Origin of the sequence: Enterobacter cloacae complex sp. 2022EL-00788 (assembly GCF_026627565.1) — a bacterium.
Taxonomy (GTDB): Bacteria; Pseudomonadota; Gammaproteobacteria; order Enterobacterales; family Enterobacteriaceae; genus Enterobacter; species Enterobacter pasteurii.
Genome location: NZ_JAPNMC010000003.1, coordinates 162807 through 180179 on the forward strand (window position 1 = coordinate 162807; position 17373 = coordinate 180179).

General features: G+C 61.3%; 17 protein-coding genes. 5 read left to right on the forward strand and 12 right to left on the reverse strand.

Translation table 11 applies throughout. The annotated features are described in order from the left end of the window. Positions 1-10: 10 nt before the first annotated feature. From OWK27_RS05540 to tctD, 3 genes are all read right to left on the reverse strand, one after another. Positions 11-550 carry a YfaZ family outer membrane protein gene (locus tag OWK27_RS05540; protein WP_148419900.1) on the reverse strand — a complete coding sequence of 180 codons (540 nt, stop codon included), beginning with the start codon at positions 548-550 and terminating at the stop codon, positions 11-13. A gap of 129 nt (positions 551-679) precedes the next feature. After that, positions 680-2089, reverse strand: a complete 1410-nt coding sequence (locus OWK27_RS05545) for a sensor histidine kinase (protein WP_267589993.1) — start codon at positions 2087-2089, stop codon at positions 680-682. Further along, a complete protein-coding gene (tctD, locus tag OWK27_RS05550; protein ID WP_176609855.1) occupies positions 2076-2750 on the reverse strand; it encodes a transcriptional regulator TctD in 675 nt (224 codons plus the stop codon). Before tctD ends, OWK27_RS05545 begins: the two co-directional genes overlap by 14 nt. A 152-nt stretch (positions 2751-2902) precedes the next feature. Here tctD and OWK27_RS05555 point away from each other — a divergent pair, with 152 nt between their 5' ends. The 3 genes from OWK27_RS05555 to OWK27_RS05565 are packed head-to-tail and all read left to right on the forward strand — an operon-like array spanning position 2903 to position 5852. Then, positions 2903-3883 carry a Bug family tripartite tricarboxylate transporter substrate binding protein gene (locus tag OWK27_RS05555; protein ID WP_193355636.1) on the forward strand — a complete coding sequence of 327 codons (981 nt, stop codon included), beginning with the start codon at positions 2903-2905 and terminating at the stop codon, positions 3881-3883. Between the two features lie 11 nt (positions 3884-3894). Next, positions 3895-4326: a tripartite tricarboxylate transporter TctB family protein gene (locus tag OWK27_RS05560; RefSeq protein ID WP_267589994.1), complete on the forward strand. Its 432-nt coding sequence runs from the start codon at positions 3895-3897 to the stop codon at positions 4324-4326. An 11-nt stretch (positions 4327-4337) separates the two neighbouring features. After that, positions 4338-5852, forward strand: coding sequence for a tripartite tricarboxylate transporter permease (locus OWK27_RS05565; protein ID WP_148419905.1), 1515 nt, complete (start codon positions 4338-4340; stop codon positions 5850-5852). Here OWK27_RS05565 and menE read toward each other — a convergent pair whose 3' ends face one another. From menE to OWK27_RS05605, 8 genes are all read right to left on the reverse strand, one after another. After that, positions 5853-7214, reverse strand: a complete 1362-nt coding sequence (gene menE, locus OWK27_RS05570; RefSeq protein ID WP_267589995.1) for an o-succinylbenzoate--CoA ligase — start codon at positions 7212-7214, stop codon at positions 5853-5855. Continuing rightward, the gene (gene menC, locus OWK27_RS05575) at positions 7211-8176 is read right to left on the reverse strand and encodes an o-succinylbenzoate synthase (protein ID WP_267589996.1); all 966 of its coding nucleotides are present in this window, start codon (positions 8174-8176) and stop codon (positions 7211-7213) included. Before menC ends, menE begins: the two co-directional genes overlap by 4 nt. Next, a complete protein-coding gene (gene menB, locus OWK27_RS05580; RefSeq protein WP_242171930.1) occupies positions 8176-9033 on the reverse strand; it encodes a 1,4-dihydroxy-2-naphthoyl-CoA synthase in 858 nt (285 codons plus the stop codon). Before menB ends, menC begins: the two co-directional genes overlap by 1 nt. Continuing rightward, on the reverse strand, positions 9030-9806 hold the full coding sequence (gene menH / locus OWK27_RS05585; RefSeq protein ID WP_267589997.1) for a 2-succinyl-6-hydroxy-2,4-cyclohexadiene-1-carboxylate synthase: 777 nt from the start codon (positions 9804-9806) through the stop codon (positions 9030-9032). The genes menB and menH overlap by 4 nt, the downstream gene beginning before the upstream one ends. Further along, positions 9803-11473 (reverse strand): 2-succinyl-5-enolpyruvyl-6-hydroxy-3-cyclohexene-1-carboxylic-acid synthase, encoded by a 1671-nt coding sequence (menD, locus tag OWK27_RS05590; protein WP_193355641.1) that lies wholly within the window; start codon positions 11471-11473, stop codon positions 9803-9805. Before menD ends, menH begins: the two co-directional genes overlap by 4 nt. A gap of 88 nt (positions 11474-11561) precedes the next feature. Further along, entirely contained in the window at positions 11562-12857 is a 1296-nt protein-coding gene (menF, locus tag OWK27_RS05595; protein ID WP_267589998.1) for an isochorismate synthase MenF, read from the reverse strand. An 86-nt stretch (positions 12858-12943) separates the two neighbouring features. After that, positions 12944-13249 carry a stress response protein ElaB gene (gene elaB, locus OWK27_RS05600; RefSeq protein WP_148419912.1) on the reverse strand — a complete coding sequence of 102 codons (306 nt, stop codon included), beginning with the start codon at positions 13247-13249 and terminating at the stop codon, positions 12944-12946. Positions 13250-13302: 53 nt separating this feature from the next. Further along, positions 13303-13764 (reverse strand): GNAT family N-acetyltransferase, encoded by a 462-nt coding sequence (locus tag OWK27_RS05605; RefSeq protein WP_267589999.1) that lies wholly within the window; start codon positions 13762-13764, stop codon positions 13303-13305. 71 nt (positions 13765-13835) lie between these two features. On the opposite strand from OWK27_RS05605, the gene rbn reads away from it, so the two are divergent. Both rbn and OWK27_RS05615 read left to right on the forward strand, forming a co-directional pair. Beyond that, positions 13836-14753: a ribonuclease BN gene (rbn, locus tag OWK27_RS05610; RefSeq protein WP_267590000.1), complete on the forward strand. Its 918-nt coding sequence runs from the start codon at positions 13836-13838 to the stop codon at positions 14751-14753. Positions 14754-14817: 64 nt separating this feature from the next. Then, a complete protein-coding gene (locus OWK27_RS05615) occupies positions 14818-15822 on the forward strand; it encodes a chemotaxis protein (RefSeq protein WP_267590001.1) in 1005 nt (334 codons plus the stop codon). 91 nt (positions 15823-15913) lie between these two features. Here OWK27_RS05615 and nuoN read toward each other — a convergent pair whose 3' ends face one another. After that, complete coding sequence (nuoN, locus tag OWK27_RS05620; protein ID WP_148419916.1) at positions 15914-17371, reverse strand: NADH-quinone oxidoreductase subunit NuoN; 1458 nt, start codon at positions 17369-17371, stop codon at positions 15914-15916. Positions 17372-17373: the final 2 nt, after the last annotated feature.

Sequence of the window (17373 nt, forward strand, 5' to 3'; positions counted from 1 at the left end):
GCCGAAGGGGTTAGAAACCTGCGCTAACGCCTACGTACGGGCCGTCGGCCAGCGCGTTGTCGCGGTTGCCGTCTTTACCGGCCAGGTTCAGATAGCGGTAGCCTGCTTCGATGGTGATTGGACGCATGATGGTCCAGCGCGCGCCGGCGTTGGCTTCCTGGTAGCTCTCGATACCGCTGGAGAGGGAGTCCGGGGAGTAGTAGTACTCGCCGAACAGGCCAAAGCTGTCGCCAATCTTCCACTGCAGCCCGCCGCCTACTGCCGCCGCGTAGCCTTCGTCACCGTCGTTCGGGTTGGTGTAGATCCCTTTACCGCCGACGGTCGCCAGGAATGGACCAAGCGGAACGTTAAAGCCGAGGCCCAGGCTCGCCGCGTCGCCATCGTCGTCGTTATGCGTCCAGCCGCCGGTCATCGCCAGGCCTGCGCTATCCGTGCCAAGACCAAAGCCCAGGTGGGTATAGTCCTCGCCCGCCGAGCCGTTGAAGGAGATAGCGTTGGCCGCAGCCGATACAACCATCAGGCCTAAGCCCATTAATGCCACTTTTTTCATTGTCGTGATCCCGCACAATTTATTCACAGATGTCCCAAAACCGCGAGATTTTAACCTGACTATCCGTGGGATCAATGGACTCCGCATACATCGAACAATTAGTTTGTAACGATATGAAAATATCGGCATTTACGTCATCAATAAAAAGCGCATTTTCACGCTCAGGCCGCCCAGCTGTTCACTGGCCGAGAGCTGAAGATGGCTGCGGTGCAGGCGGGCGATGTCCCCGGCCAGCGCCAGCCCAATCCCGGACCCGGCGGCGTCCCCCACGTTATCCAGCCGATGAAACGGCAGCATGGCCTGGGCGATCTGATCTTCAGCAATTCCCGGCCCGCTGTCCTCCACGCGGAGCTCAACGGCGTCGTTATCGATGCGCAGAAACACCGTGACTATGCCCTGCTCCGGGGTGTATTTGATGGCGTTCTCCAGCAGGTTCGCGCACAGCTCGCCCAGCAGCACGTCGTCCCCTTCGATCATCACCGGCTGCTGAACGCCGTCATATCCGAGATCGATACCCTTGCTGCGCGCCTGCGCCAGCCGCGAAAAGCAGCAGTTTTGCACCACCTGCACCAGATCGACGGGGCCACACTGCCGCTCACCCTGCTCCTTTCGCTTCACCGCCGAAAGCTGCAGCAGCCGCTCGGTCAGCACGATGGTGTTGTCCAGCGTGACGTTCATCGCCCGCAAGCTCTCCTGCCACAGGGCCGGATCGTTTCGCGTCAGGGCAACGGAAACCTGAGTTTTGAGCACCGCCAGCGGCGTTTTGAGCTGGTGGGAGGCATCGGCGTTGAAGCGCTCCTGCCGCGACAGCACGCCGCGCAGCCGGTCGATATAGCGGTTAAACGCCACGATCAGCAGCCGCGTTTCCGACCAGGGCAGCAGCTCCGGCAGCGGGGCCAGCAGCCCGGGCTCACGGCGCACCATCAGCGAGGAGAGCTGGCGCATCGGGCGCAGCACGCGGCGCAGCAGCCAGGCAGTTAAGACCAGCGTCAGCAGCACCAGCAGCCCCTGCGAGACAAGGGATGAAAAGAGAAGCTGGGTGGCCAGATAGCGCCGCGACTGCAGGGTTTCGGCAACGTAGATCTCCGCCATTCCGGACACGCTTTCTTCGTTAACCGGCTGGAGCAGCTTCGCCACGCGGATCGCCTGACCGCGATACTCGGTATGATAGAACCAGGCCAGCGCGGGATAGTGCGTGGTGCGCGACGTGGAGGGGGGCATGTTCGGCAGATCGTCATAGCCGGAGATCGTCCGACCGTCCGGGTCAACCACCTTGTAGTAGAGGCGATCGTTCATGTTCAGCTCAAAGCTGTCGAGCACCACCCAGGGAACGTTGACCAGCAGCTTGCCGTTGTGCACCTCCAGCCGCTCAGACACCGTACGCGCCGAGGATAGCAGCGTGCGGTCATAGGCCTGCGTCGCCGCCTGAAGCGCGCTGACGTAGCTGTTGAAGGCCGACAGCCCCCATAACAGCAGCAGCGGCAAACCCAGAAAGAGCAGAAGTTGCTGGTAAAGCGACTGCGGCTTAACCCACCTCATCGCCGCACTCCAGCACGTAGCCCAGACCCCGAAGCGTGGTGATCCGCACCCCGCTGCCGGCCAGCTTCTTACGCAGGCGGTGAATATAGAGATCGATGCTCTCGGGGCTGACGTCGTCGTTCAGGCTAAACACCTGGTCGAAAAGCTGCTGTCGGGATACGGGGCGGGTGCGGCGGTGCATCAGCACCTTCAGTAACGAAAGCTCGCGGGGCGTGAGCGAGAGGGGCTCATCGCGCAAAAGAAAAAAGCCGTCGTCATCGTATTCCAGCTCCCCCAGGCGCTGGCGCTCCTGGGTTCGCCCTTCACTGCGGCGCAGCAGCGCGCGCAGGCGGGCATCAAGCTCCTCCAGCTCGAACGGCTTCGGCAGATAGTCATCCGCCCCGGCATTCAGCCCTTTCACCCTGTCCGCCACGTTGCTGCGGGCGGTAAGAAACAGCACGGGAAGCGTCTGCCCGCGCTTTCTCAGGCGGTGCACCACCTCCAGCCCGTCGAAGCCGGGCATGCCGATATCCAGGATCGCGACGGCATAGTTTTCCCCCTGCAAAAGGTGATCGGCCGCGCGCCCGTCGTTAACGCAGTCCACGGCAAAACCGTTCTGTACCAGCGCTTTCTCCAGCCAGTGAGCCAGCTCACGATTATCTTCCGCCAGTAAGAGACGCATATCACATCCTGTAAAGTTGGTATCGCAGTGAAAGGGAAATGAAAGGTTATTGTTTTAACAATCACGCAACGGAACCGCTACAAGGTGGTTCACATAATCAGAAAAAAGACACCCGTACCCGTACTCCCGGTTCTCCGGCGTGAGGATAAACGATGAAAAAACAATTACTTTCTGCTCTTGCTGCAAGCGTTTTGATGTTGAGTGCCTCTGTCGTCCAGGCGCAGGATGCCCCGTCCCGCACCGAATGCATTGCACCGGCCAAGCCCGGCGGCGGTTTCGACCTGACCTGCAAGCTGATTCAGGTCAGCCTGCTGGAGACGAAGGCCATCGAAAAACCGATGCGCGTTACCTACATGCCCGGCGGCGTGGGCGCGGTAGCCTACAACGCCATTGTCGCGCAGCGCCCTGCCGAAGCGGGTACCGTGGTGGCCTTCTCCGGCGGCTCGCTTCTGAACCTGTCGCAGGGCAAATTTGGCCGCTATGACGTGGACGACGTGCGCTGGCTCGCCACCGTGGGCACCGATTACGGCATGATTGCCGTTCGCGCCGACTCCCCGTGGAAATCCCTGAAAGATCTGCTGACCGCCATGGAAAAAGATCCGAACAGCGTGGTGATTGGCGCGGGCGCGTCTATCGGCAGCCAGGACTGGATGAAAGCCGCTCTGCTGGCGCAGCAGGCAAAAGTGGATCCGCACAAGATGCGCTACGTGGCCTTTGAGGGCGGCGGCGAGCCGGTCACGGCGCTGATGGGCAACCACGTGCAGGCCGTTTCTGGCGATCTTAGCGAAATGGTGCCCTACCTGAGCGGGGATAAAATTCGCGTGCTGGCGGTGTTTTCGGAAAACCGCCTGCCGGGCCAGCTGGCAGACGTCCCAACCGCCAAAGAGCAGGGCTATGACCTGGTCTGGCCGATCATTCGCGGCTTCTTCGTCGGGCCAAAGGTGACCGACGCCGAGTACCAGTGGTGGGTGGATACCTTCGCAAAACTCCAGCAAACCGAGTCGTTCAAAAAGCAGCGCGATCTGCGCGGGCTGTTTGAGTTCAACCTGAACGGCAAGCAGCTGGACGACTACGTGAAAAAACAGGTGAATGATTACCGCGAGCAGGCGAAAGCCTTTGGCCTGGCGAAATAACCGGAGGCGCTATGAGCGATCGCATTTTTGCCGGGATCTGGCTGTTGCTCTGCGTTGGCGGGATGTTTGTCGCCTGGCAGATCCACAGCGAATACAGCTATGAACCCGTGGGGCCACGCCCCTTCCCTGTGGGCATTGTCGGCCTGATGCTGCTCTGCTCGGTAGCCCTGCTGCTGCGCCACCCGGATACCGTGGAGTGGCCGCCGCGCCGCACGATGCAGCGTCTGCTGGTGATGGTGATTGTGCTGCTGATGTACGCATGGGGCTTTGAGTGGCTCGGCTTCCCGATTGCCACCGCCCTGCTGACGATGGTGATTGGCCTGCTGTTTAACGCCTCGCTGCCCGCGGCGGGGATCTCCGGGGTCGTGCTGGGCATTTTACTCTGGTACGCCTTCGACCGCCTGCTGGACGTGACGCTGCCCCTCGGCGCATGGTTTAACTAACGGAGCACGCTATGGATACCTGGATCTATCTCTCTCAGGGGTTCGCGGTAGCGATGACCCCGGAAAACCTGGTGATTGCCCTGATCGGCTGTTTTGTCGGGACCATCGTCGGCCTGCTGCCCGGCCTTGGCCCCATCAACGGCGTGGCGATTTTATTGCCGCTGGCCTTTGCCCTGCATCTGCCCGCGGAATCGGCGCTGATCCTGCTGGCGACGGTGTATATCGGCTGCGAATACGGCGGGCGTATTTCGTCGATACTGCTTAACGTGCCCGGCGATGCCGCCGCCATTATGACCGCGCTGGATGGTTATCCGATGGCGCAGCAGGGGCGCGGCGGCGTGGCGCTCTCGATTTCCGCCGTCAGCTCGTTCTTTGGCTCCCTGATCGCCATTGGCGGCATCATCCTGTTCGCCCCGGCGCTGGCCCAGTGGTCGCTGGCCTTTGGTCCGGCCGAATATTTTGCCCTGATGGTGTTCGCCATCGCCTGCCTCGGCAGCATGATGGCGCAGAACCCGCTGAAGTCGTTTTTATCCGCGCTGATTGGCTTAGGGTTAGCCACCGTCGGCGTGGATGCCAACACCGGGGTTTATCGCTTTACCTTCGACAGCGTTCACCTGTCCGACGGCGTGCAGTTTATCGTCGTCGTGATTGGCCTGTTCTCCGTATCGGAAATCTTGCTGATGCTGGAACATACCAGCAGCGGGCAGACGCTGGTGCGTAAAACCGGCCGTATGCTCTTTAACGCCAAAGAGGGGGCGCAGTGCGTGGGTGCCACCCTGCGTTCGTCGGTAATCGGTTTCTTCGTCGGCATTCTGCCCGGGGCGGGGGCAACCATCGCCAGCGCCATTACCTACATGACCGAGAAGAAGCTGAGCGGTAACGGCGACAGCTTCGGCAAAGGCGACATACGCGGCGTGGCGGCGCCAGAGGCCGCCAATAACGCCTCGGCCTGCGGCTCGTTTATCCCGATGCTGACGCTCGGCGTGCCGGGCTCCGGCACCACGGCGGTGATGATGGGCGCGCTGACGCTCTATAACATCACTCCCGGTCCGGCGATGTTTACCGAGCAGCCCGATATCGTCTGGGGCTTGATTGCGGCGCTGCTGATTGCCAACGTGATGCTGCTGGTGATGAACATCCCGCTGATCGGCCTGTTTACCCGAATGCTGACCATTCCCCTGTGGTTCCTGGTCCCGGCTATCGCCGCCGTTTCTGCGGTTGGGGTATACGCGGTGCACAGCACCACCTTCGACCTGGTGTTAATGGTGCTGCTCGGGGTGCTGGGGTACATCTTACGCAAGATGCACTTCCCGATGTCGCCGCTGATTTTAGGGTTCGTGCTGGGTGAAATGCTGGAGCAGAACCTGCGCCGCGCCCTCTCCATCAGCAACGGCAACATGGCGATTCTGTGGGAGAGCAGCGTGACGAAGATCCTGCTGGGGATGGCGATCATGGTTATTGTCGTGCCGCCGGTGCTGCGCTGGATGCGCCGACGCCACCACAAACCGCAGCCGGATATCGGCTGATTATCCCCTCAACAGGGCATTGACCCACTGCTTTAACGCCTGGCGGGAGATCTTTATCCCGCCATTTTTTAGCTCCGGCGGCAGGGCCAGCCAGTGCACCGGCTGCTCAAAGCGCGCCAGCCTGCCCTTAACCCACTCCGGTAACAGCGTGATATCCGTGCCGGGCTCGCATTCCACTACCGCAACCGGGCGCTGCCCGAACTCAACGTCATCCAGCGGAACGATAAACGCCTGGCTCACCTGCGGGTGCGTGACGATGACGCGCTCCAGCGCTTCCGGCTGGATCCCTTCTCCGCCGCTGAAAAAGAGATTGTCCATCCGGCCCAGAATGGTCAGACGGCCGTTACGCCACTCGCCGCGATCGCGGGTGGCAAACCAGCCCTGCTCGTTGACCAGCGGCAGCAGCGCGCCGTCTCGCCAGTAGCCCGTTGCCATGCTGTCTGCCCGGATCCAGACCTCACCGTTGACCACCTGAACCTCCCTGCCCGGCAGCGCGCTGCCCACGTCGGGCTTGCCGTCGGCCGCCTTGGCGCAGACGGTAGAAGCAAACTCGGTCAGGCCGTAGCCGCAAAAGGTGCGGATACCCTTCTCGCGCGCCTGTTCGGTCAGCTCAACGGGGATTTCCGCTCCGCCGAGCAGCACGGCCTTCAGCGCGACGGGATGGTGTGAATTGAGCAGTCGCCACAGCTGGGTCGGCACCAGCGAGGCGTGGGTGCAGCCCCGTAGCGCCTGCTCCAGCGGCTGTTTTTCGCGCACGGTGAGACGGCCTCCGCCCTGCAGCCAGCGCCACAAGATCCCCTGACCGGAGACGTGAAACAGCGGCAGGGACAGCAGCCAGTCGTCGTCACCGCCGTAAGGCATCAGCGACAGCACGCCTTTTGCGCTCGCAAGGTGGGCAGCGCAGGTGTGCACCGCCGCCTTCGGCAGGCCGGTGGAGCCGGAGGTGAGCGTCATCGAGACCAGACGTTCCGCCCGCCACGTCACGCCGCCCTGCCCCTCTCCCTCTCTTAACGCCAGCGCGGGCAGACCGTCGTATTCACCGTTGAGCACCAGCGCAAAGCGCAGCGTCATCTGCGGCAGCAGCACGTCCAGCAGGGGACGAGGAAGCTGAGGGTTTACCGGCAGAATGCGTGCGCCACACTGCAGCAGCGCAAGCCAGGCCAGCAGGGTCCGGGGATGGTTGTGGGCGAGCAGCATGACGCCGTCACCGTCCCTGACTCCCTGAGACTGAAAACCGGCTGCGAGCCTGTCGATACGCTCGCACAGCTGAGACCAGCTGAGCGTTACATCGCCTAAGCGCAGCGCGGTCCTGTCGGCATGCCGCGCGCGCCAGTGCCGCCACGGCCAGTCGGTAAAAGTCATTGCAGCGGCTCCAGCGCCCCAGCGTCGAGGCACGGCAGGGTGCTGTCTGGCCACCGGCGAATAAGCTGCGCCTGCATCAGGTTCAGCGTATCGAGGCCGGGAGTGGTCTGCGGCGTTAGCCAGGCGGCAACGCGCGCCAGCTGCGTCAGCCCAAGGCTTGACTCGATGGACGAGCTGATCACCGCCGTCAGCCCCGAAGCATGGGCCGCCGCGACCTGCTCGCGCACCGTATTAAGGCTGCCGGTCAGCGTCGGCTTGATGACCACGGCACTGACGCCGGGCTCGGCGAAGAAGGCAAAATCGGCTTCGCGCAGGCTTTCATCCCAGGCGATAGCAATGCCCGTTTCCCGGGCAAAGGCGCGGGAATCGTCGCGGGTTTTGCACGGCTCCTCGAGAAACGCAATGCGGCTGCGGTACGCGGGGTTAACGTACTTCGCGAACTGCTGCGCCTTGAGCGGCGTCCAGGCGCGGTTGGCGTCCAGGCGCAGGTGCAGGTCGGGGATGGCTTCCAGCAGCAGGTTGACCACCATCCCGTCGCGCACCGCTTCGTACAGGCCGACCTTGATTTTCGCCACCTTCTCGCCCGCCATCGCGGAGAGCAGCGCGAAGAGTTCATCCGGATCGCCGGTGCAGAGCGGGGCGGCGCGATAGTTCGCCGCGTCCGGCAAACTGCCGTCCAGCTCTGCCAGCGCGCAGCTGATGCCGAACGCGGCGGAAGGAACGTCCGGCAGCGCCGGATCGTCTCCGTCGCGCCAGGCGTGCGTCCAGGCCAACAGCGCGGCCTGCGCCTCGTCCAGCGTTTCCAGGCTAAAGCCCGGAAGCGGGGCTATCTCGCCCCACCCTTCCCGCTCGCCCTCCCGGAGGTGCACGAAAAAGCCGTCACGGGTTTTTAACCGCCGTTCACGCAGCACCACGCCCGCGTCCATCGGTATCTGCCAGCGGTAAACCTGCGCGCGACGCATTACGGGTTCCGTTTGTATTTGCTGAAGTCTGGCTGGCGTTTTTCGTTGAACGCGTTGCGCCCTTCCTGACCCTCTTCGGTCATATAGAACAGCATGGTCGCGTTGCCCGCCAGCTCCTGAAGGCCCGCCTGGCCGTCACAGTCGGCGTTGAGCGCGGCTTTAAGGCAGCGCAGCGCCATTGGGCTGTTTTGCAGCATTTCGCGACACCAGCGCACGGTCTCTTTCTCAAGATCGGCAACGGGCACCACGGTGTTGACCAGCCCCATATCCAGCGCTTCCTGCGCGTTGTACTGGCGGCACAGGAACCAGATCTCGCGGGCTTTTTTCTGGCCGACGATGCGCGCCATGTAGGATGCGCCCCAGCCGCCGTCGAAGGAGCCCACTTTCGGGCCGGTCTGGCCGAAGATGGCGTTTTCCGCCGCGATGGTCAGGTCGCACATCATGTGCAGCACGTGGCCGCCGCCGATGGAATAACCTGCCACCATCGCCACCACCGGTTTCGGGCAGGTGCGGATCTGGCGCTGGAAATCCAGCACGTTCAGGTGGTGCGTTCCCGCATCGTCCTGGTATCCGCCGTAGTCGCCACGCACTTTTTGATCGCCGCCGGAGCAGAAGGCTTTTTCGCCTTCGCCGGTCAGGACGATGACGCCGATGCTGTCGTCGTAGCGGGCATCCGCCAGCGCCTGGATCATCTCTTTGACGGTCAGCGGACGAAACGCGTTGCGCACCTGAGGGCGGTTAATGGTGATTTTGGCAATGCCGTCGGTGGACTTGTGGTAACGAATGTCGGTGTAGCCTTCGGAGCAGTCCTGCCATTCAACCGGCGCGTAAAGCATGTTTTCATCAGGATAGATCATAGCGTGTCCTTTGTTCGATAACGCAGTATCTGAGCCAGACTCGCGGCAACCGCATCCGGGTTTTCCCGGTGAGCGTTGTGTCCGGCATGAGGGATAGCATGGCGCGTAGCGTTAAGTTCAGCAGCGATGGCGTTGAACTTCTCATCACGTGCGCCATAGAGATAGTAAAAAGGAAAATCACGCGCGCTGAGCGCGGGACGCAGGTCAGGCTGAACGGCAAGCGAGGTGGCTTCCAGCATCTCTGCCAGCTTCAGGCCGTTGTTCCGGCTGCGCAGGGCGATAAGCGCGCGGCGCTGCGCCTGCGTGAGGGAGCCAAAGACGGGCTGCTGATACCAGTCGGCGAAGACGGCTTCCAGCGGCTCGCCGCGAAAACGTGACGCCCAGCGGCGGTCGGATATAAGCCGCGCCTCGCGCGCCTCGGCCTGGAGCAGGCCCGGGTGCCCGCCTTCCACAATCAGCCCGGTCAGGCCCGCAGGACGCTGGCAGGCATGAAACATCGCAATGCGGCCGCCGAGGGAGTACCCCACCAGCCAGTATTCTAGTATGTTGTAACTAATAAGGGTGCGGGTAAGCAGCGCGCTCATCCCGGCAAATCCCGTCACGCCGACGTCCGCTGACTCACCGTGTCCCGGCAGGTCCAGGTAGAGCCGGGGATAGCCCTTCAGCGACGCTCCAACAGCCTGCCACTCGCGGCGGTCGCCGGAAAAACCGTGCAGGAAAACCAGCCAGGGGTAGCCTGGCTTTCCGGGCTGCGTGACGCCTGCGAGGATCACAGATGGCTCACCTGCGCCAGCAGAGTTTGCAGCTTCTGCGCGCCGTCAGAATCGTTGACCACCAGCTCAATCAGCGTTGCGCCGGGCTGTCGCCAGGCGGTGCTCAGCGCCGTTTCCAGATCGTCCCAGCTTTCCGGGCGATGGTATTTAAGGCTGAACATGGCGGCGGCATGTTCAAACTGCACGTTCTGCGGCATCAGATAGAAGCGCTCGCGTTCGCTCTGCGGGGTCGGCAGCAGCGAGAAAATCTGGCCGCCGTTATTGTTAACGACAATCAGCACAAACGGTGCCGACGCCTGACGCAGCAGCGCCAGCGCGTTGAGATCGTAGAGCGCGGAGAGGTCCCCCACAATCGCCAGCGTGGATTTGGCGCTGGCGCGCTGTACGCCGGCCGAGGTGGAGATCAGGCCGTCAATGCCGCTCGCCCCCCGGTTGCTGTACACCGGGTAACCAGCGGGCAGCTTCGAGAGGGCGTCAATCAGGCGCACGACGAGGCTGTTACCGACAAAAAGCTGCCCCTGCTCGGGAAGATATTTCCGGATACGGTGCGCCAGCCCGGCTTCACTGAATGCTTCGCACTGCGCTTTGGTAAGCTCCCACGCCTGGCGTGACAGCTCGGGGATCGCTACCGCCCAGGGCTTGCGTTTTTCCGCCGGATGCAGCGCCAGCCAGGTATCGATATCGCTCACCAGGCGGCGACCGCGGTGGTGCGCCGGATCGAGGCGCCCTTCGAGCGGGTCCACCAGCCAGTACTCTTCCGGCGTACAGGTGGCCTGCCACTGAAGCAGGCGTTTACCCGTCAGGCTCGATCCCAGCTGGACGACAATCTGCGCCTGCGCCAGCTCGGTGACCGCTTTCGCGTTCCCCAGCCAGAGATCGGCGCACGGCAGCGGCTGACCCGTCTGGGAAAGCACGTCACCTATCAGCGGCCAGCCAAGCGTTTGTGCCCACTCCGCCGCCAGCCTGCCTTCCGCCGCGCTCATCCGCCCGGCAAGCACCACGCCGCGCTTCTGACGCCAGAAGAACCAGTCGCGCTGCTTTGCGCTTTCCAGATGCGTTTGCTCGCGCAGCCACGGCTTTTCGCTCTCCCACCACTCTCCGAGCTGCTGCTGCCAGGCGAGGCCGGTATCGTTCATTTCGCCGTACAGCGGCTCGGCAAACGGGCAGTTGATGTGCAGCCCGCCGCTGCGCAGCGCGTTCATGGCGTGGTCGAGGGTGGAGACCAGCCAGCTGGCGGGGATATCCTGAGTGGGGCGCGGCAGCGAAACCGTCTGAGAGGGATGCGAAGCAAAAATGCCGGGCTGGCGAATCGCCTGGTTAGCGCCGCAGTCAATAAGTTCAGGGGGGCGATCGGCAGTCAGTAAAATCAGCTTTTCACCGGTTAAGCCCGCTTCAATCAGCGCCGGGTAGAGGTTCGCCACCGCCGTACCGGACGTGACGATCACCGCCACGGGCGCCTTGCTGACCTTCGCCAGCCCGAGTGCCAGATGGCCCAGGCCGCGCTCGTCAAAATGGGTGTGATGAATAAAAGCCCGGTTTTCCGCCGCTGCAAGGGTGAGCGGCGTGGAGCGAGAGCCCGGGGCAATACACACGTGCCTGACGCCATGGCGGGTCAGGGCTTCAAGGATCACCGTCGCCCAGCGTCGGTTAAAAGAACTTACTGACATGAGGTTGTCCAGTATCAAGAATGCGACACAGTATAAATAATAGAAAAAATCAGAATTTTGATGTGAATCGGGATTGCGCGAATCAGTATTAATCCCTAAGGAGAAGGGAGCGCAGCCCGGCGGCTTTGTTTTCTATCTCCTGCCACTCCTGCTCCGGATCGGAGCCGCTGACGATGCCCGCCCCGGCATAAAGGCGCAGCGCGTCGTCGTGGACGCGGGCGGAGCGTAATGCCACGCAGAATTCACTTTGTTCGACCGACAGATAGCCCGCCGAACCGGCATACCACTCCCGATCAAACGGCTCCACTTTCTCAATAAACTCACGCGCGGCCTGACGCGGCAGCCCGGCCACCGCCGCCGTCGGTTGCAGGGCGTGTAAACACTGCTCGTCGTCAGGCTGTTTAAGCTCGGTCCAGATGCAGCGGCGCAGGTGCTGTACCTTGCGCAGACGCAGCACCTGCGGGGGCAGTACCTCAAGCGTCCGGGTATGGTGCTGAAGACGCTGGCAGATATCTTCCACCACCAGCATATTTTCACGCTGATTTTTGTCGTCGTTCATCAGCCAGTCGCCTAAATGCCTGGCCTGCCTGTCGTCGGTATGGCTGGCAACGGTGCCTGCCAGCGCTTCGGTGCGCAGCAGCGTGCCGCGCCGCCGCCACAGGCGCTCGGGGGTCGAACCGAGAAACGCGTTGCCGGCATCGAAAACCATACAAAAATGGTAGCAGTTGAGGTTCAGCGCGCGGCTGGCGGCCATCAGCGCAATCGCGTCTACGGGCTGCCTGCACTGCAAATCCGTCGCTCGCGCCAGCACCACTTTTTCGACATCGCCGAGCGCGATGGTATCCGTCGCATGACGGATCAGCCGCAGCCACTCCGGCTTTTGTGGATGATGCGTTTCCTGCGCAACCTGAACGGACAGCGGGCGAATTGGGGCGGCATCGCGCAGGCTGTCTATAACGCTCAGCGCCTGACGGGCATCTTCACGCAGGGACGTTTCGCTCCATAGCTGCAGGCGCAGCGTGGCGACGCCGGCAGACCGTCGCCAGAGCAGGCGCGGCAAAAACAGGTTTCCCTGCGCCGGGTTAAAGGCGTTCAGGCCGCAGATGCGGGTATCATCTGCCGCATCATGGGCATGCAAAAACCGTGAGGCCGAGGCCAGAGAATCAAAGTGGACGAGGCTTCCCAGCGCGGCAAGCTCTTCATCGCCGCTGCGCTGCTGCCAGTAGAACTGAGGATAGATCCGCTGCGCGCCCAGCCATGCCAGGGGATCGAAGGCATCGTTTAACGGGAATGAAACGTCGAAATGACGTAAGCCGGGCGTAGCGGGCAACGCTTGCGCAAGCTGAATGCGCAGGCGTTCCAGCGCGAGGAAAATTGAATGCACGCGAACCTCTCCCTGTTAAAACCTACTATTATACGGGGTACTGACGATAAATAGCAGTACCCACGTTTAGGGAGGGGTTTAGCGGCTTAACGGCGGGCTAACAGCAGGCCCAGCACCAGCCCTACGGCTGCCCCGACGCCAATGCCCTGCCATGGTTTTTCATGGACGTAATCATCGGCACGATATACCGCCTGCTTGGCGCGGTAATAGTAATTGTCGGAGGCGTTGCTGACGCGGTTTTTCACATCATGCAGCGCCTGTTCGGCACGCGCTTTAAGCTCAATGTACTTCTGATCGGCAGGATCGCCTGACGAACGAAGCACCTCTTCCAGCGTTTCGCTCAGCAGCGTCAGGTCGTCGTCTGCTCGGGAATCCCAGGATTGAAATGACATAATGTTCTCCATGTTAGTACACCAGTCCGGTAACTATAGACAACGTCTCGCCATTACGCCTGTTTCGCTTCGCGCGCCATGCCGACGTGCGGGATGCCGTCCTCGTCATAGATTTCCGTCACCGGGGCAAAACCGAAATGGGCGTAGAAAGGCTGCAGATGCGCCTGCGCGCCAAGGTATAACGCCTTGTCAGGCCACCGTTTTCTGCACGCTTCCAGCGTTTTTTCCATCAGCTGATAGCCCAGCTTTTCACCGCGGGCGCTGCCGCTGACAATAACCCGGCCAATAACGACGTGGTCGAAATCGTCCTCGCTTTTCAGAATCCTCGCATACGCCACCAGGTCATCACCCCGCCAGCCGAGGATATGCCGGTTCTCGCCCACCAGATCGTCGCCGTCGATATCCTGATACGGGCAGGTTTGTTCAACAATAAAGACTTCACAGCGCAGCCTGAGCAGGGCATATAGTGACTGAACGGTCAGTTCACCGTGGTGTAAATCTTGCCACTGGATCATGTGTTTCTCCTTCCTGGGGTTCATCACGTTATACTAAACCCCTTCCCATTCGGCAAAGGGCTGATTGCGTTATGGAACTGATTTTTCTGGGTACGTCCGCCGGGGTGCCAACCCGCTCACGAAACGTGACGGCAATTCTGCTGGATCTTAAGCATCCTACCCGCGGCGGGCTGTGGCTGTTTGACTGCGGAGAGGGCACGCAGCATCAGCTGCTGCATACCTCATATCATCCCGGCAAGCTGGATAAGATCTTTATCACGCATCTGCATGGCGACCACCTGTTTGGCCTGCCGGGCCTGCTGTGCAGCCGTTCAATGGCGGGCAACGCCAACCCGCTGACGATTTACGGGCCGGCGGGTATTCAGGAATTTGTTGAGACCACGCTGCGCCTGAGCGGTTCATGGACCGATTATCCGCTGGAGGTGGTGGAGATTGGCGAAGGTCTGGTCTTTGACGACGGCGACTATCAGGTGCTCGCCTACCCGCTTAACCATCCGGTGGAGTGCTATGGCTATCGCGTGGAAGAGCATGATAAACCCGGCGCGCTCAACGCCGCCGCGCTGCAGGCCGATGGCGTTAAACCCGGTCCGCTGTTTCAGCGCCTGAAGCACGGAGAGACCGTCACGCTGGAAGACGGCCGCGTTATCAACGGCCAGGATTATCTCGCGCCGCCACAGCCGGGCAAAAAACTGGCGATATTCGGCGATACCGCCCCCTGCCCTTCAGCGCTGAGGCTTGCGCAAGGCGTGGACGTGATGGTGCATGAGGCGACGCTGGACGCGGCGATGGAGGAAAAGGCCAACGGCCGGGGCCATAGCTCAACGCGTCAGGCGGCACGGCTTGCCCGTGAAGCAGGCGTCGGGAAGCTGATTGTCACTCACGTCAGCTCGCGCTACGACGCCCGCGGCTGCCAAAGCCTGCTGGCGGAGTGTCGGGAGGTCTTCCCGGCGTGTGAGCTGGCGGAAGATTTCGCTAAGGTCAGCGTTTAGTCCTTCACTTTTCCCTCAGGATGCCGATAACGATTAAAAGGCCAGCATTTCTCTTGAGGGTAGAATGGATAATTTCCAGAAAGATATTGATGACAGGGCGAATCTGACCCTGTCCAACCGTTTTGAACTGTTGCTGTTCCGTCTTGGCACCTCTCTGAACGAAAACAAATCCGAGCTGTTCGGCATCAACGTATTCAAGCTGCGCGAAATTGTGCCGATGCCGTCGTTCACCAAACCCGCGGGGATGAAGTCTCCGCTGATGGGGATGGTGAATATTCGCGACCAGGTTATCCCGGTGATCGATCTTGCCGCCGTCGCGGGCTGCAGGCCAGCAACCGGGCTGAACATACTGCTGATCACCGAATATGCCCGCAGCGTGCAGGCGTTTGCCGTGGAATCGGTGGAGAACATCATGCGTCTGGACTGGAAGCAGGTTCACGCCGCGGAAACCGCCGTTAGCGGACGTTACATTACCAGCATTGCCTGCCTTGATGACAAGACCGATACCAACGATCTGGCGATGGTGCTGGACGTGGAGCAGATCCTCTACGACATCACCCCGGCCAACCACGATCTGCACGCCACTAACCTGAAGATCACCAAATTCAACATCAAGCCGGGCTCTGTCGCGATTGTTGCGGAAGACTCGAAGGTGGCGCGCTCGATGCTGGAGAAGGGGTTGCAGGCGATGGAGATCCCGGCGCAGCTGCACATTACCGGTAAAGACGCGTGGGAGAAAATTGGCGTGCTGGCCGCGCAGGCGCAGGCTGAAGGGGTGCCGATCACCGATAAAATTGCCCTGGTGCTGACCGACCTCGAAATGCCGGAGATGGACGGCTTCACGCTGACGCGCAAAATCAAAACCGATCCGCTGCTGAAAGATATTCCGGTGGTGATCCACTCGTCGCTCTCCGGCAACGCCAACGAAGACCATATTCGCAAAGTGAAGGCCGACGGCTACGTGGCAAAGTTTGAGCTGAACGAGCTGTCGTCGGTGATTGAAGAGGTGCTGGATCGTTCGATGAAGAAAATTGACGGGCCGTTGATTAGCAGGAAGCAGCTGGCTTAAGTCTGGTGCGGGCTGGTGCCCTCACCCCGTCCCTCTCCCACCGGGAGAAGGCGAAAACCATAAAAAACCCGCCGAGGCGGGTTTTTTGCTTTTACATCAGCGGCATTGCTCGCTGCACGATATCAATCAGCGGCTGCGGATAGATACCGAAGATCAGCACCAGCAGCGCAGAGATCAGCACCACGATACCCCCGGCGCTGTACTGCCAGTTGGACGGTGCATCGCGGTTAAGCTGCTGAGGCGCGCTCAGGTACAGGCTCACCGCTACGCGCAGGTAGTAGTAGAGACCAATAGCGGAGCCGATAACGACGCCCGCAGTCAGCCACCACAAACCCGCCTGGACACCGACGGCCAGCACGTAGAACTTACCGATAAAGCCCAGCGTCATCGGGATACCCGCCAGCGAGAGCATCATCACGGTCATCACCGCGGACAGGATTGGACGGTGCCAGAACAGACCACGGTAGGAGAACAGAGAATCTGCATCCGGACCACGGTACGGGCTGGACATCAGGCTCACCACGCCGAACGCGCCGAGGCTGCTGAACAGGTAGCCGGCCAGATACACGCCCACGGTTTCCATCGACATCTCGCCGCTTTGCAGCGCAATCAGCGCCACCAGCAGGTAGCCCAGATGAGAGATAGAGGAGTAGCCCAGCAGACGCTTGATGTTGGTCTGGCTCAGCGCCATCAGGTTACCGAAGATGATGGAAACGAAGGCGATAATGCCCAGCACCACGCGAACCGCTTCGCTGTCGCCCACCGGCGCGTACAGGAACAGACGCATCACCACGCCGAAGATAGCGATTTTGCTCGCCGTCGCCAGGAAGGTAGAGACCGGCGCGGGTGCGCCCTGGTATACGTCTGGCGTCCACAGGTGGAACGGAACCAGAGACAGCTTGAAGCCAAGGCCAACAATCATCATGCCCAGACCCGCCAGCAGCAGCGGCTCGTGCAGCATGTCGTCTCCGAGGCTCTTGCCGAGCGCCATGAAGGAGAGGTTACCCGTCTGTGCGTACAGCAGCGCGATACCGAACAGGAGGAACGACGACGCGGCAGCGGACAGAATGGTGTACTTGATTGCCGCTTCCAGAGAACGCTTCTGGCGGAAGGCGTAGCCTATCAGGCCGAACAGCGGCAGAGAGATCAGCTCAATACCTAGGAACAGCGCGGCCAGATGGTTCGCATTCGCCAGCAGAATGCCGCCCAGTGCGGCAATCAGTACCAGCAGGTAAAACTCTTCTTTGTTGTCGTTGTAGCCTTCGAGCCACGGGTACGCAAAGGTACAGGTTGCCAGGCTCGCCAGCAGCACCAGACCGGTGTAGAGCATGGCGTAGCCGTCAACGCGCATCAGCGGCGTGACGTCCATCGCTCCCGCCTGGCCAACAAACCAGAGGGAGACTAACGCAGCGTTCAGACCCAGAACGGACAGGGTCGCATTCAGGAAGTGATTGCGTCGCCACGCAATGGAGAGCATCACAACCACCACCGTCAATCCGACGATCAGCAGCGGTAGCAGCGCGATCAGTTGTTGTGGAGTTATTGTCATGG